This is a genomic window from Shewanella atlantica (assembly GCF_003966265.1).
GTDB classification, from domain to species: Bacteria; Pseudomonadota; Gammaproteobacteria; order Enterobacterales; family Shewanellaceae; genus Shewanella; species Shewanella atlantica.
In genome coordinates this window covers 1-15,923 of the sequence record NZ_RXNV01000017.1, presented here as the reverse complement: position 1 = coordinate 15,923, position 15,923 = coordinate 1, and the positions used below count along the sequence as shown (strand labels likewise).

The window sequence follows — 15,923 nt, the reverse complement described above, 5'->3', positions numbered from 1 at the left end:
GGCTGACTTCTGTACAAGGTTCATCGTTAGCTGACAGGACCTGAACCCACCTTCTCCCCGCAAGATGAACTGTAGTGATTAAGTTCGATAAGTCCTTGCAGTATGATGCCGTGATAGCGGGCTTTGATCAGTTGATAATCCATAGCGGGTGCAAAATAGTATGTCACCTCTTCGGCACCTGTTTGCTCAACAGGGATCAAGGTTAACTCCCCCCAAGGTGCTACCTTTGCTGTCAGCGATTCTTGAACATAGAGTTGGTAACGCTCTGTAGCATCAGAAGCCTGCCTTATCAGGGCAAATTGTTTGCGGCCCTGAAGCAGATACTGACGAATTTGAATGGCCAGGGTGTCCACATCACGCAGAGGGATATTGGCTGAGGTATAGTTTTCTATGTCTCCATCAAGATCAACCCGGGACTCAAGACCGTTATCGCTAAAGGTCGCCTGCATGTCTCTGGCGCGAAAACCGGTAACCTTTTGATGAAACTTTTCGGTTAGCCACTCATTGGCTGTATCCGACCAGGATAGCTCCGCCCTTTGGTGATATTGGGTGCCGATGCCTAAGATGCTGGCTTCACTTTTCGAGGTAACCACCGCCGATTTTCCCAACCAAGTCTCAGTTCTGCTTACCGTTCCGGTATGTATACCACTGAGGTAAATGTCGTAATTTGAACTGCGGCTGCACTTCTCTACAGATCCAGAGGTGCCTAGTGCTTGAGATGGCACTTGAGATGGCACTTGAGATAGCACTTGCTCTTGAGAAGGCGCATCTTGCTGCGACTCTGACTCGCTGGCAAACGCCATATTCGTTAGGCTCAGCGTTAACGCTAGCCCTATCACATTAGGCAGACTGGCAGATAAACGAGTCATGATCAGAATACTTCATTCACATTGAGGTAAAAGTTGGTTTCGTTTTCGCCCACGCCAATATCCAAACGAAGATTGATATTGTCTTTGATTTTAAAGCGGAAACCGGTGCCATAAGAGGTTAATAGCTCCTCATTTAGATCACTGATCTTTGATGCAACGCTACCCACTCCGCCCCAAAAGACCATGCCGTAACGTTGGAATATCGGTAAGCGATATTCAACTTGTCCCATCATCATCTGCTCATCACGATAACGCCCCTTGATATATCCGCGCATCGCATTAGAACCACCCAGATCCGGCAATAAGTTCCACGGCACATCACCATCGGTAAAATGCCCCTGCACTTGCCAGGCGATAAGCCCCGGCATTGAACTCAGGGCTGATGTTGAACTCAAGTCTATATAGTTTGCTAACTCAATATCATAAGTCGAAAACGTCGAGTATTCACTATTTTGATACAGGCCGGCATCAATTTGAAATAACCAGCCCTTAGTGGCATTTAATCGATAATCTCGTGAATCATAGATACTGGTAACCACCACACCCGAGCTAAAGTTGTTTGGCAAGATATCAGCTGAATCCACAGGCACGCCGGTTTCCACTAACTCTAACTTTTCAGCACTGGCGTAAGTAAAATCGGCACCGACGCCTATAAAATAGTTATCGGCAACTTCAGTCATCCAACGAGGTTTGAAGCTGTATAGCTGCTCTTCAAACTCATGATGATTACTGTCCAGATCGCCTTGTTCGATGCCCTGGCCATAGTAAACCGCAGCTTCATTATGTAGCTCTAACCCCAGTAATAGTCGCTGCTTGCCGCCGTTGAAAAAAGTCATATTTTCAACTTCGACACCATAGGAGTTGTTCATCGATACAAACGAATTCAACACCAGCGACGACGGCTGCTCTTCAATCGATGCACCATCTGTTTTATATAAGCCCACCATCAACAGCCCGACACCAAACTTCTTCTCTGGCGTGTAATACGCCGTTGGCAGGTAGCTCATATCGATGGCTTTGCTTTGGTCAAACTCACCATCGGCACCAAACACTGACAAGATATCATCGACAAATGTCGGTTCCATGTTCTCAGGGGTTTCAATCAGAGGTTCAACGGCGACAGCCAGATTTGAAAAAGCGCACAGGGTCAACAATACAAACCGTTTCATAAATACTCGAATCAATAATGGAAAATAATAGGAATTCAGGAGGCACTATAGTGTTAGAGATAGCGTTTTAAAAAGGGTTAAACAAAGCCATAGAACTCGCCGAGCGGGCATTCTATCACTACAACAGCATTCAACAATGACTTTTTTTGTTTAAGGATTAATCAAGTATGGATAGCTTAGTGATTAACTAAGAGATGATTCAAACTTCCTGTAGTCATTGCTGATAAAGGTAAGTCTATTTAAAAAGATTTTCGCGCGAGTTAGCATCATCAAGCAAAGCTTGTCGCAACTCAACTAGCGCAGTGAAAAACTCTGACTCATCGGTTGTTAACGCTGCTTTTCGATAATCAAGAAAATACTTTCCATGTTTAATCTGATACTTCATCACTTCAGTATGTGATGAATTAGAGAAAAATAAGATATGCTCTTGATACTCCCCCCTTCGACAAAGCTCTTTTTCAGCATAGGGACAACTGCGGTTATATTTAAACTTTGCCCTTACAATACTCTCCATTTGTTCAACTGAACAGTTGTCACAGTATTCAAGCTTTGCCTCAGCTGCGATGGCTGGATTGGCAATAAATCCGATAGTCCCAATAGTTGGCAGTAATAACGATAAAATCCATTTTTTAGTCATGATATTCCTACGTCCAATGTAAGTTCTTGCTTCAAGGCGAGCCCATACAACATACCACTAACTAAGTATTAGTAAATACAAAGCTCCTTGGGTAGAGGAAGGAGATAGAATCAAGTTTGCTCTGCTCATACTTTCATTTCTCCGCTGTTACCTGCACAGACTGGGAATTCAATTCGAAAGCATGACAAAAATCTCACTAATCGGTTGGAGAAAATAAAATAGAACGCCATATACTATAATTATTAGGCTAATTTCTATAAAGTTGCCGAAGAAAAATTAGCCAATGCTAAACTAAAGCCCGGTAAATATAGGTTGTTCTACTATAACAAGGCATCAAAATGAAGAAATATACGATACTGTTTTTAATCGTATGCTCGCTTTTATCTTTTAGCCAAATAGCTTTATCTAAGCCGTTGATGATCTGTATTGTACAGTTAGAGAGATGGGGGGAAGTTGATCCGAGCACACAAAAGCTAGTAGGCATCTACCCCGATCTATTTCGTGAATTTCTCAAACGCACTCAAACAAAAGCCAACTTCCAACTCGCTCCCTATTCTAGAGTCATGCGTACCCTCGAGTCAGGCCGTTGTGATCTATCTGCAACTATCCCTGCAGATAGCATTAAAAATAGTGTTCAACTCGGGGAGGAGATATGGACGATCAAACATGGTCTATACACTAAACCCGAACAAAAGTTCACCGAGTATGGACAACTAAAAGGCCTCAATATCGGGGTATTGAGAGGCGCAGCCATTACTCCCAAGTTCTACAGTGATACCTCTTTTAATAAGGTCACCTCTACCCACTACTCCAACTTGCTATCCATGTTAGCTAGAGACCGTATTCAAGGAGTTGTAGCAGATGTAGACATCATCAATACCATCTTAAACAGCCCGAATGGGCAACATCTTAGATTTGCAGATCCACTTATATTAAACGAGCAATCCATCACAGTAATCATGTCTAATTCGTCAGGTTATTTAGCAGAGTTTGATCGCTTCAATGCGGCGCTTTCCTCAATAACTGATGATGGAACACTGAAGCAAATTGTCTACCATCACTTGAGTACATCACCTTTCAAATAGCTGTGGGCTGTGAGCGAGTACGACGAGAGTGTTGGGTAAGAGTATACTTAAGCCACTCCGATCCCATTTATGTACTTTGCGGCCGCACTACGACTTTAACCACCGAAGGTAATGTCAATATTATGCTCTTCTTCGCTGATTGGTTTTACCGTAAAGAAGGTTCCGATCGGACACTCATCGGCATTAATTGGGGCGGGAGATAAGAAGCCTTTTTGCCCTCCATCATTGGTCGTCCATACCCTACAAGCGCGTTCGCCTTCGTCTGTCATAAAGACGAATTCTGTTGTGCCTTGCTCGTCTATTTTCGGCCCTTCACTTTCACATGCATCCCAGTCCTCCTCTAATGCCTTCGCTACGTTATGACAGATTGATTTAGCATCATATTGCACGCTAGACACAAGAGTTGTGGATGCTTGAACAACTAACGGGCTGAAGCTAATAAGTGACAAAATAACAAGAGTTCTTTTAAGCATTCGCAGACCTGAATTAATGGTTGTCAGCAATATGACAAAAGCCCTTAGGATAAGTTCACTAGTGCAGTTAGGGGGATATTCCTAGCGAAAGAAATAGTCCGGCCGCTACATATCTACTGCAGCCACTGAATCAGCTCGTTAGCCCCTTTCACAGCAAACTGTCTTTTAGTCAGGCTTCCGGATGGATCAAAGAGTAATAGTTCAGCTGAGCCGGCGCGGTGTTTAGCAATCAGATGATCTCCCTCAGGCGTACCCACTCTGGCGAGGAGAAAGAACACCTTATCGCCGAGATGCGTACGAGCCTCATTCATCTGCTCTGTCTGGCTGTTACTCAGTGTAAGGTTGGGATCATAGACAAACACCAGAGCAGGCTTACCACTGCCGATCTCCTCGTGAGTCGTCTTAAAACCTTTGGGCATCACCATTAACAACAAACCAAGCAAAATCACTATAGAAGTGATAACACCGATAGCCACCCAAGGCATTCGGCGAGTAGCGGTTGAATTTTGTTTTCCCATGATAATAGATCCCTCTTTTACAGTTGAATAGATAGCCAAGCCATCAATTGTAATCAAGTAACCTTAGGCATAGATTAAAACCCCAGCACACACCTTTAGCTATGGAGATTATTTTTTACTCACTTTATGATTAGCTTAAAACAGATCTTCCAGCCACTTCTTGGTCAGGCCAATGCTGACCATCAGCTTAAGCTTGATAAGTGCCATGGTATCACCGGACTCCAGTTCCGCTTCGCCGCAACGTGGATCTGAGCGCTGCAATGCGCCAGTCATTTTATGGTCGATTGGGATCGGTTCACAGCCGTGTCCCGACTCACAAATAAAGTCCCACTTCTCTTTGGCGGGTACATGACAAGCGAAGCAGTTGCCATCGAAACGATTCACTACATCAACGAAACCACGTTTCGCAATTTTAGAACCCCTTCCATCAACTTCTAGCTCAAAAAACTCCCAGTCACTGGTTGCCGGAAAGGTGCCAGGCTCGCGCTTGACCATAACTTCGGTTGGTACCAGTTGCACCACAGAACCAGTCGGATAAATCGCTCCCTCAGGCGAGTTAGCGGCGGCCAGAGTCCCTTCAAGGTCTCCTACCAGATTATCTACATAAAAGTGGCGCACTGGCGTCATGTCGCGTATACAGCTAAAACTCGCTTCATCGATATTTACAACGGCGGGCTCAGATTCAGGTGTTGCAGCGGCATAACTCGCTGCACTGCTAATCAGCGTAATGAACAAAATCATCGCACCTTGGCCAATCATTAATGCTGCTTTCATGGTATTCCTTATTACTAAAGATGATTGAATAAACCTGATTTAACATCTGTTTTGCTACAGGCATCCACTGAGCTGCCTTTTACTGTTGTTATATCAAATTTAGATTTTAAACAATTTAATTGTGCGCAACTTTATTGTATTTGTTTACTCATGACAAGTCTATGCCGGATAAACTTGTTCAAATAAACGCATTTGTGCAAGCCAAACCACTAAGTCAATTATAGTCTCAGCGTCATAAGCTCATCAGGGAATAAGGAGAAGTGGGAGCGGAGAAATGGGAGCGGAAAAGTAGAGTCAGAGCGCCCTCTCCACCAAGAAAATAGAAGAGAGGTTACTCTGGCCCGACTTATTAGATTTTATTTCAGTCTAACGACATTATACCTTCGACTTATAACCCTTGTTTTTTCTGTTCCAATGTAATCTTACGCACTGGCTCGTCTTTACTATACTTTCAGATGACTGGTACAACCAGTTACAGTAATGAATTCTGACCATCTTGTTCAAATGCAAGGGAGGGTAGAAATATGAAAAAACTTACAAAAATAATTACCATTATGTCGTTGTTATTTTCTTTGCTGCATGCAACCAGTACATGGGCTGAAGATAAGGTATTAAACATCTACTTCGCGGGAACTGGTAATACCGTAAATGGCTCTTTTTACCTCGATGATTCAGGCATATTTGGAGCGAAATTTGACCAAGAGTTAATTTCGGAATTGTATGGCAACGACAACTCCAACTCTGATTTAACCAGTGAGAGCCTGCATTATAAAACTTTTATTGATGGTATTGGCTCAACCGTTTCATCATTGCTGAATCAAGCTGACCCAGCATTAGATGATCCTCTGAATCTAAATCCACTGTTTCAACCAAGGGGTTGGAAACAATGCCTTAATGAGGCTAAAGCTGATTTTATTCAAATAGCTCAACACACTGATACAGATGATGAAATCATCCTGAACCTGATCGGATTTAGCCGAGGTGGAGTCCTTACTATGATGATGGCTCGTTGGGTATCCGATTCTAGCTGGCAATCAAAAATTCAAAAAATCAACATTCTTGCTTACGACCCGGTTCCGGGCTATCCACTTGGAGACCCTCTTTTTTGGCTGGAAGCTAACCCATCTCTTCCCAACAATATGTTGACACTCTCTGATCTTGTTGAACAATTTGTGGCTATTTATGCACGAGATGAAAGGAGCTTCCGGTTTGAACCCGTAATTCCCATGTGGAATAGCAATAAGACGAAAGCTTTACTGCTCATGTTACCTGGTAGCCATGAGACTCTTGTTGGGAATACCGAACAAGATGGCCATGCCGGAGCGCCCTTTCCGTGGCCTGATACTGTAGATCCAGAGTTAATACATGTATCACACATGTCACGGCTAGTTGCCGAACATTTAATGAGTGGTCCCAATTGGGGGGCTGTGCCATTCGATGAGCCACTTTTCTCTGAAGGTACTATAGAAGCAGGTTTTCAATCATTAATTGACTCAATCTATACAGAAGAACTTTACTTCTTCTATAAACATATGAACTTCACCAGCTTTACAGTTCTATTTCAATGGATTGATGAAAACTATCTCACACTCGGCAGAGATCACCAGCTTTTATCTCTCTTCATTGAAGATGGTACTTACTTGCCATTCTTTAGTCGCTGGTCATATATATCACCTTACCGGCATCTATTTGAAATAGTATGGCGTCCATTTCCACAACTTCCATGGGTTTTTGCAAACCCTGATCAGGTTTATAACCTCTATAATGAAGTTGACTTAATTGACAGTGCAGAGGATTGGGGGAAGATAGATAGTTTCCGGGGAGATGTCGCAGAAAATGATACTGAAGCACCGATTCCAAACCTAGAGGTGCTACCTGACATTATTGATGAATGCACCGTTACTATATCCAACCCACCGAAAGCAACTGACAACCTCGATGGTACTATTATTGGCAAGACAATCGATGCGCTAACTTACACAGAACAAGGAATCTACACAGTCACCTGGACTTATACTGATAAATCCGGAAATAGCAGCTCTCAAACTCAAACAGTCATAATTGAAGATACTATAGCTCCTACTATTAACATATCTGCAAGTAGAGATATCCTCTGGCCGCCAAATCAAAAAATGGTCGAAGTCATATTTACAGTAGAGGTTAATGATAACTGTTCTGCGGCTCCAGCAATTGTTCTGACATCAGTGGAAAGTAATCAGCCTGAGCTCGGCATAACAAAAAAAGAAGCCTATCAGGGAGATATAAGTAGTGCTAAAAGTGGTAGCGACATACAAGGTGCAAATATTGGTAGCGAAGACTACAGCATCTACTTTAAAGCAGATAGAGACGGGTATGGAGATGACCGTTTATACACTATTACCTACACGACGATAGATAATGCTGATAACAGCGTCAGTGGTAGTGCTCTGGTCACTGTGCCACATGACTTAAGGAACAAATAGGAATATGGAAATATCCTGAAGCCCACAGGGAAGTGGGCTTAACTTTCTTTCTAGAGTACATACAGAGTAAACGCTTCCCCACAGCTATCTCCCGAGCGCCAAATTGTCCTAATCAAAAGCTCCCAAGTGCCCTGTTGCCATGGCGGCGGAAGCCCAAACATTTCCGACTAGACGAACGGTTCTGTTGAAAGTCAATGGTGACTCTGGACCGACTTATTAGATTCTCGGTAACCACATCCCCATTGAAGCGGCGAAGATCCCGCCGGCCATCGCAAGAGTGAGTACAACTAAGCCTAAAGAGATCGCCAGCTTATACTTTGGATTCTTACTGTCTGATGCAGCAAAATACAGTTGAGCGACCGCAAGCGGGATCAGGTACTGAGCAAATCCCAAGAAGCTTAAAAATGGTCCTTCGAATGTCTTAGGATCGAAGCCTACTGGTGCCTGATGAACCATCAACCATAACATCAGCCCGATACGGAAAAACCAAACGCCCCCCATAGCGATAAACAACCTCAGTGCCCAACGTCTGTGAGTTTTAATATCTCGCTTAATAGCATGATATACCGCCATTCCTGCAAACATCATGATTAAAATGGCATTTAAACTAATGCTGTATTTACCGATCTCACCGCCTGCGACACCACGAGTCCACACCATAAACAGACCACCCAGACTCAAGATAAAAGCGGTCAGAATATAGATCCGCCCGTTAAAACGGTGAAACTTAGGCGCATAAGATCTTATTTGGGGAATAAGCTGTAACGGCCCCCCAATGAGCACCACGAGTGCCAAAAATAAATGCATACCTACAGCTAAGTTACCTATGGTGTCGCCAGCAACATAACCATGTGGCATCACCTTATTCCACCCGGCGAGATCGCCGGAGAAGGTAACCCCACCATAAAAAATGGCCACATAGGCCGCAAAGAGCCATTGCCCCATGACAGTCACTGCGAACCATAGTTTTGCACTATGACCAAGCCAGTCCCTGCTCGTTGAGTGACTGGCTAACTGATTTGTTGAATGATGACTCACCCCATCGACCGCTATTGTTTTAGTTATTGCAGCTTCGCTCATTCCTATCCCCTTGGCATACCTTAAAAGTTAACTGTTTAGATTTAACACATCGTTAACAGAAAAAGGTATACCAAACATATAACAGAAGTAAATCAATAACTTGAAGGCACGCCTGTCTTAAGGAGCTAATAAATTCACTGAAAGTTAGTCAATATGGCGATTAAGAAAAGCATAAGAAATGGGGTCAAAGAAATAGAACAACTGACAAGAAAAGCATGAGGCCACAGAAAATGGGGACGTCCCTACAAGGGCATAGCATAAAGTTTACTCTGACCCTGACGAATCCACACAAAAAGACAAATGGAAATAATGAGATAGGTAAAATATGAGGAACATTCATGGTATTTGGTGATCAAATTTATCGCCATTTATCCATTTATCCAGTTATCCAGTTAGTTTCTTGTTTCACTTTCGCGGCAAAAATATTCTTCACATAAGCTGATAAATTTCTCCGCCATCGGCGATCGTTGTCGCTTACTCAGTTCAATTACGGATAAATCGATTGCCATTTCTTTGACTGATAAATTAATTTCAGTTAATTCTTTATCTACTATTTCACGCTCAAATATTGGTGCTGGCGCGATAAGCCAAGCATTTGAGGTCAAGACTATATTTTTTAATGCTTGATAGTCGGAGCACATAACCGATGGCAGTGAAGGAGAGGCTTTAGTTAATTTTTCAAATAGCTGATATAAGGGATTTGAGAGAGAAAGCTTAGTGGCACCGATGAGTGAGTAGGGCAGTAAATCTTGCCAAGTGACGGTTTCCAGCTTATTCACAGGGTGGTCATTATTGACAATGATAGACAGAGGAATTGATTTTAGCCGGGATACTTTTATTTGTTCAATATTAGCGTAACTACCAAAACCGGCAATGATAAAATCGAATTCACGTTGTTGTAGTCGCAGGGTAAGTTCTTCTGGCGTTCCTTCGATAATTGAGAGCTTTACCTTGGGATATGCAGCAACAAAAATGGGTAGAATATTCTGGCAAACTAGACCACTGATCGCTCTACCTATTCCTATCTTTAGTTCGCCTTCTTCTAACTTTCTGTAGATATCAGCATTATGCTTAATGTCATCTAATCCGTGCAGAACTTGCTGGCATTGTTCAATGATTGTATTGCAAAACGGAGTAGGTATTACCCCTGTTTTGTGCCGCTCAAATAACACCACCCCTAAGTTGTCTTCTAAACTCATTAGGCTTCTTGTTAATGCCGATTGACTAATACATGCTAACTCAGTGGCAGCTTGAATTGATCCGGCTTTTTTGATCGCTACAACATGTTGGAGCTGTTTGACTGTTAGCATAGAATTAATTTATCTATTCATGTTTTGCATGGATATCTCAATATAACTCATTGTTAATCATAGTTGAAAGAGGGTAGGTTCAAAGCAGAACGAAAATCATTCAAATTGGGGTTAATAATAATGTATAAAATCAAACCAATTGTTACAGCTATTTCATTCGCTATGGCTAGCTCTTTGTCGCCCGTTATAGCACAAGAAAATACCAAGGATGAAACGGTCGAAAAACCGGAAGTTGAAGTGATCACTGTTATGGCAACGAAACGTGCGCAATCTATTCAAGAAGTGCCTATTTCTGTGGTCGCCTTCAGTGGTGAAGACATGGTTAAATCAGGTATCGAAGAGGTGGCTGACCTTGGCGCATTTACCCCTAATTTATATGTATCAAAATCAAGTATGCAAGTTAGCCAGACTATCGGTATTCGTGGTGTTGGTACTTCTTCTAACGCCGCTTTAGAGCCAAGTGTTGCCACCTATATTGATGGTGTATATATGCCTCGACCTGGTGCTTTACTGGGCTCGTTTACTGATATTGAAATGGTTGAAGTCTTACGTGGACCACAAGGGACATTGTTTGGTCGTAATGCGTCGATTGGTGTGGTGAATATACGAAGTAAATCCCCAGAGCTTGGTGAAAATTATACCGATATATCAATGGGTGTAGGTAACTTTGGCGCTCTAGATACCGCTATTACGGCAAATGCTAGCTTAACCAATAAGTTAGCGGTACGAGGTAACTTAAACTATAGCGCTGATGACGGTTACGGAAAAAACTTATACGATGGTAACGACAAGTTAGGTGAGAATGATAGTAGCCTAGGAAGATTATCTTTCCTTTATCAAGGCTCAGATGATTTTAACGCCTTAGCCAAGTTTGATTATCAAAAACTTAACGGTACGGGTTCACCGATAGAAGTTCTTCCAGAATCAGCAACACCAGAAAGGCTTCAAGTGCTTAACTACTTAGGTGCAGTGCCTGATTTATCGGGCATAGATGGGGTTGTTAACCAAATTCATGACGATAGTATGGAAAGCTCTCAGTGGGGAACCATGCTGGAAATGAATTGGAACAACCTGTTTACAGATTATTCTATTAAATCAATATCTTCGTATAGAAATTGGAGTAACAATACCCTCGAAGGTGACATAACAAGGTTGCCGCTTGATTTAGCCGCTAGGCAGTCAGATTATTCTAGTCGTTCATTTAGCCAAGAGTTACAATTTATTTCGCCAATTGGTGAAACATACGACTATATTGCCGGTCTGTACTTTAGCAAGGAGAGTTATAGCATTGATCAAACCTTTCATTTAGGTGCGGCTTTTTGTCCTGTTGGCGTTGGTGCATCGCTTGCTGGTAAACCCCCAGCCCTTATCCAAGCGACAATCGCTGCTTGTTTAGCAATGCCGCAAGAAAATGCTACCCCTGCAGCTTTCTCACAAACAACAGAATCCTTGGCGGCTTTCTACCAAGGTACTTGGCACTTGAATGATAAACTAGATATTACTGCAGGTATTCGTTACACCGACGATAGTAAAAGTGCTGATATGGTTGTAGACCCACAAAATCTTGTAGCAGGTGCTCTTTTGGCAGGAAAAGAAGATCATCAGCTTAGCTTTGATGACTCACAAGTAACTTGGCTATTAAATGGTAAATATCAATTTGACCAAGACTTAATGATGTTTGCAACAGTTTCAACTGGTTTCAAATCGGGTGGCTTTAATTCTGTTATGACACAAGGCGGGCTGACAGCCGATGAGCGAACAATTAAGTCTGAAGAAGTAATTAATTATGAGCTTGGCTCAAGATCTACTTTGCTTGATGGCATGATGACAACTAATGCTACATTGTACCGAACCGAAATAGATAACTTTCAAGACCGCTCTTTTAAAGGCTTAAACTTTATTACCAGTAATGTTGGTAAATTAAGGCAGCAAGGTTTAGAGCTAGAAATGAATGTTTATCCAACAGATGAATTAACCTTGAGAGCTTCATATGCATATTTAGACTCAGCATTTCTTGATTACAAAGATGCAACCAACCTCCCGGGTATACCCGGTCCACAAGATTTAACAGGAACACCGAATAATCGTTCACCTAAAAATCAATTGAGTGCCTTTGCTGAATATGCGGATACGTTTTCAAGTGCGAATTTAGGTTGGTATGCACGTATTGAATCAAATTGGCAAGATGATTCTAATGTTGGCTCAACTACAAATAATAATCCTCAGGATATTCAAGAAGCTTTTGCTTTAACCAATATCAGACTTGGGCTTTTAGGCAGCAATGAGGATTGGAGTGTGCAACTTTATGCTGAAAATGTTACTGATGAATCTTATTGCCAAAATACCTTTAACCAACCTTTTGGTGAGCAGTTTGGTACGGTAAGCAATGGTGGCACACTTATTCGATGTGTAATGGGAACACCAAGAACCTTTGGTCTTCGCGCTAGCTACCACTTCGAATAAATTTTTTAGTTCCTCACCTGGGCGTTTGGGGTACTTAGTACCCCATTTTTCAATCATTTAATGGGTTTTATGATCAAATCAGTGAAAACTAAACCCGCTGTTAAAGTCTACTCAAGGACTTTGTTGAGATTAACTATCCAGATGACTACTGCTTTGTATCAACCTAAAAAAGGAGCATAGAGTGAAGAAAGCACTTTTTACCATTATTATTTTCGTTACCTGCATAGCGCTCACCCTCTTTCTAGCTCGTGGAGCAATAAAGGACTATCTTTCATACCGTTTTATTGGCCCTGCAAGCTATTTTGACTTGGATGAAATCAAGGATCAATCCACTTTGGATGTTGAGGTCAAGCAAGATAAAGTGGTTGATAGTCAGTCTCGTCCAGGCGAGAAGGTTAGAGTCATTAAACTTTCTTTTACCAGTCAGAATTGGCACGGTTCCTTTTGGAGGCACCCTGCGACTATCTATGTTCCAGCTAATTACCAAGGTGAAGGTAATGTCGGCATCATTGCCACCAATCGTGCTTTTAAAGGCCAAAATGAAACAGGTAGTACATCTCAGGGGAAAGAAAATAACAGTGCAGAATCAAATGCAGTGCCTGAACATCTGCGACACTTATTTGATCGTCAAAAAATACCGGATACTGAATTAAATACTGAGGCTGAATACGCAGAAGGCACAGCGATTGACCTGAAGCTACCGATCATGATATTTCCAAACCCTCCTACGTTAATTTTTGACAAGGATGAGAGTAATTTGATGGGCTACGGCCTACAAATGGCAATAAAAACATTTGATTTGAGTTGGGTTGGTTATGTCCCCATTGCCACGAGTTATTTAAAAGCCATTACTTTGCTTGAGTCGATTGAAGGGATAGAAGCAAAAAAGGCCGTTATTATGGGCTGTTCTAAACGTGGTTTTGCTTCGTCAATCGCCCTAGGGGCGGGTGATGAACGTTTAGCAGGAGTTATGGCAACTTGTTATTACGGCGGTAATGTTCTTTACGACATCATGAGAAAGTTTGAATCGTTTGGTACTGGCGTTGGTGGTCCAGCGGTAGAAAGAGACGGGCCGGCATTTCAACCAGCCGATAAACTCTTAGCCAAAATGAATGGCCCTGCGGGTAACTTAGTTACCATGGCCTTTGATCCTTACCTCTGGAGGAAAAAGATTAACACACCTTATTTTGTCGCTCTGGGTACCAATGACGAGTTCTTCGGACTAGGTGCACCCAACGGTATGATGAGTGAGCTTAAAGGTGATAAAGCGTTTTTATATATAGACAACCTACGTCATTCATGGGTTTCAAAGAAACACTTACATTCATGGCGCACGTGGCTAGCTCACGTATTTTATGATCGCAAACTGCCGACAGTAGAAGTTAAATCAGAAGAAAGTGAATCAGCAATAAATGTGGTGGCGAATGTTTCATCTTCAAATACCTTGAAACAGGTTCGTTTGTATTATTCAGTTAACTCCTCACTGGACTGGCGAGAAGCCAAATGGCAAGTCAAATCGATGGAAATGGTCGACGGCCAATTTCAAGCGGATCTTGACAGAGTTGTAGGTAAAAATATCGCCTACTATGTCGAGGTTGAAGACTTCCATGATAAAGGTGGTATTGGCTATTTAAGTTCTCTGGTGACGATAGAGCGCGCCAAGTAATTCGAAAGTGTCAGATTGAAATGCCAGCTTGAAACGACAGGGCTAATAGGCGTAAGTCTTTAGCCCTATCGAAATCCCTGTCCGGTACTTTAAATCATGAACTATCCCTAAACATAAGTAATTCCACTTCTTTAAGTTGACCGTAATGTTGCCAGTATATCTGGACTGACTCAGAACGATGAGCAAAGCATAAGGCGCGGCTGTGCTCCGGGCAGATGGATTACACCTCTTTAGTTAGGTTGAATAATGAAAAAACAGTTACTTCGGATCTTGTCTGCACTCTCTATTGCCTTGGTAGTTTATATAGGGTTGCTGTATCCCTTTGCTATGCTTGAAGCAAGAAAGCCGGTCGGTGAAACCCAGTCTATGATTTTGACCAATGGTAATCTTATGACATGGCACGTATCTGGGACTGGTCCGCGTATCACACTTATTGCAAGCCTTGGACGTGAAGCAAGTGACTTTAATGAACTGGTTTTAAGCTTAAACAGTGCAGGGTATCGTACGGTTGCTGTTGAATCGCCTGGTATAGGAGATAGCGAGTTGCTTGAGAAGCCGATCAGCTTGTATCGGCTTGCTGATGATGTAGCACAGATTATTCATCAGGATATCGCAGCAACGGGAACTTCTGAAACCGTATTATTAATCGGTCATGCTTTTGGTAACAGGGTTATGCGCGCGACAGCCAGTAAATACCCTGATATAGCCAAAGGCGTAGTATTGATTGCAGCTGGTGGTCAACGCGAAATAGAGCCAAAGGCCAAGCAGGCGTTACGTAATTCAATCATGCCATATTTGACAGCTTCTCGCCGCGCAGAGGCTATTCGATATGCTTTCTTTGCTGATGGTAATGAAGTGCCGGACTATTGGCTGCGTGGTTGGTACCTGCGAACAGCGCTGCTTCAAGTTTCTGCTGTGGATCATACTACTGACAAACACTGGCAGCTGGCTGGTGGCTTACCTATGATGATTTTGCAAGCGGATAGCGACACCATCGCCCCCATCAAAAATACTGCGGATCTGTTAAAGGAAAAGCTTGGTGATCAGCTAAGTGTCGAGATAATCGAAAATACTGGCCATGCTTTGCTACCAGAAGCTCCTAAAGAAATAGCTCGTGCCGTACTCGACTTTGCTAAAGGGCTAAATCAGCAATAATCTGGTTGTCATATCTTCTCCAACAGAAAAATGGTCAGAGTAAACTTTTACTCTGACCATTTTGTTGTTAATACCCACAGTGTTGCCTTTCACATGGGATGCCGTCGCTATCGCCATCAATAAATGGGGTCAGAATAAATGGGGTCAGAGTCTGTGGGATCCCCACGAATTTAATAGCATGCTTGTGGATCCCTGACTAAATCCAGTAGTGACTGTATCGCAGCTTGCCAATGCGCCTTTACTAACCTCAACTTCTTATCCT

General features: G+C 42.6%; 13 protein-coding genes. 5 read left to right on the top strand and 8 right to left on the bottom strand.

Features of this window, described 5'->3' with window-relative positions; all coding sequences use genetic code 11:
* Nucleotides 1-26: 26 nt before the first annotated feature.
* The 3 genes from EKG39_RS20640 to EKG39_RS20630 form a co-directional block, all read right to left on the bottom strand.
* On the bottom strand, nt 27-869 hold the full coding sequence (locus EKG39_RS20640) for a hypothetical protein (RefSeq protein WP_185817674.1): 843 nt from the start codon (nt 867-869) through the stop codon (nt 27-29).
* Nucleotides 870-871: 2 nt separating this feature from the next.
* Entirely contained in the window at nt 872-2,038 is a 1,167-nt protein-coding gene (locus tag EKG39_RS20635) for a BamA/TamA family outer membrane protein (protein WP_126507895.1), read from the bottom strand.
* A 235-nt stretch (nt 2,039-2,273) separates the two neighbouring features.
* Nucleotides 2,274-2,675 carry a hypothetical protein gene (locus EKG39_RS20630; protein ID WP_126507894.1) on the bottom strand — a complete coding sequence of 134 codons (402 nt, stop codon included), beginning with the start codon at nt 2,673-2,675 and terminating at the stop codon, nt 2,274-2,276.
* A 338-nt stretch (nt 2,676-3,013) separates the two neighbouring features.
* Here EKG39_RS20630 and EKG39_RS20625 point away from each other — a divergent pair, with 338 nt between their 5' ends.
* Nucleotides 3,014-3,760, top strand: a complete 747-nt coding sequence (locus EKG39_RS20625) for a substrate-binding periplasmic protein (protein ID WP_126507893.1) — start codon at nt 3,014-3,016, stop codon at nt 3,758-3,760.
* Nucleotides 3,761-3,855: 95 nt separating this feature from the next.
* On the opposite strand, the gene EKG39_RS20620 is transcribed toward EKG39_RS20625, so the two are convergent.
* The 3 genes from EKG39_RS20620 to EKG39_RS20610 all read right to left on the bottom strand — a co-directional run bounded on the left by EKG39_RS20620 (nt 3,856) and on the right by EKG39_RS20610 (nt 5,525).
* A complete protein-coding gene (locus EKG39_RS20620) occupies nt 3,856-4,158 on the bottom strand; it encodes a hypothetical protein (protein ID WP_126507892.1) in 303 nt (100 codons plus the stop codon).
* A 188-nt stretch (nt 4,159-4,346) separates the two neighbouring features.
* Nucleotides 4,347-4,751: a hypothetical protein gene (locus EKG39_RS20615; RefSeq protein WP_126507891.1), complete on the bottom strand. Its 405-nt coding sequence runs from the start codon at nt 4,749-4,751 to the stop codon at nt 4,347-4,349.
* Between the two features lie 135 nt (nt 4,752-4,886).
* Nucleotides 4,887-5,525 carry a hypothetical protein gene (locus tag EKG39_RS20610; protein ID WP_126507890.1) on the bottom strand — a complete coding sequence of 213 codons (639 nt, stop codon included), beginning with the start codon at nt 5,523-5,525 and terminating at the stop codon, nt 4,887-4,889.
* Between the two features lie 524 nt (nt 5,526-6,049).
* Between EKG39_RS20610 and EKG39_RS20605 the strand changes: the two genes are divergently transcribed.
* The gene (locus EKG39_RS20605) at nt 6,050-7,987 is read left to right on the top strand and encodes a DUF5011/hyalin repeat domain-containing protein (protein WP_126507889.1); all 1,938 of its coding nucleotides are present in this window, start codon (nt 6,050-6,052) and stop codon (nt 7,985-7,987) included.
* A gap of 216 nt (nt 7,988-8,203) precedes the next feature.
* Here EKG39_RS20605 and EKG39_RS20600 read toward each other — a convergent pair whose 3' ends face one another.
* Both EKG39_RS20600 and EKG39_RS20595 read right to left on the bottom strand, forming a co-directional pair.
* Entirely contained in the window at nt 8,204-9,067 is an 864-nt protein-coding gene (locus tag EKG39_RS20600) for a DUF2306 domain-containing protein (RefSeq protein ID WP_126507888.1), read from the bottom strand.
* 392 nt (nt 9,068-9,459) lie between these two features.
* Nucleotides 9,460-10,377 (bottom strand): LysR family transcriptional regulator, encoded by a 918-nt coding sequence (locus EKG39_RS20595; protein ID WP_126507887.1) that lies wholly within the window; start codon nt 10,375-10,377, stop codon nt 9,460-9,462.
* 120 nt (nt 10,378-10,497) lie between these two features.
* Between EKG39_RS20595 and EKG39_RS20590 the strand changes: the two genes are divergently transcribed.
* The 3 genes from EKG39_RS20590 to EKG39_RS20580 all read left to right on the top strand — a co-directional run bounded on the left by EKG39_RS20590 (nt 10,498) and on the right by EKG39_RS20580 (nt 15,661).
* The gene (locus tag EKG39_RS20590; protein ID WP_126507886.1) at nt 10,498-12,840 is read left to right on the top strand and encodes a TonB-dependent receptor; all 2,343 of its coding nucleotides are present in this window, start codon (nt 10,498-10,500) and stop codon (nt 12,838-12,840) included.
* A gap of 181 nt (nt 12,841-13,021) precedes the next feature.
* Complete coding sequence (locus tag EKG39_RS20585; RefSeq protein ID WP_126507885.1) at nt 13,022-14,506, top strand: PhoPQ-activated protein PqaA family protein; 1,485 nt, start codon at nt 13,022-13,024, stop codon at nt 14,504-14,506.
* A gap of 246 nt (nt 14,507-14,752) precedes the next feature.
* Entirely contained in the window at nt 14,753-15,661 is a 909-nt protein-coding gene (locus EKG39_RS20580; RefSeq protein WP_126507884.1) for an alpha/beta fold hydrolase, read from the top strand.
* Nucleotides 15,662-15,923 lie beyond the last annotated feature (262 nt).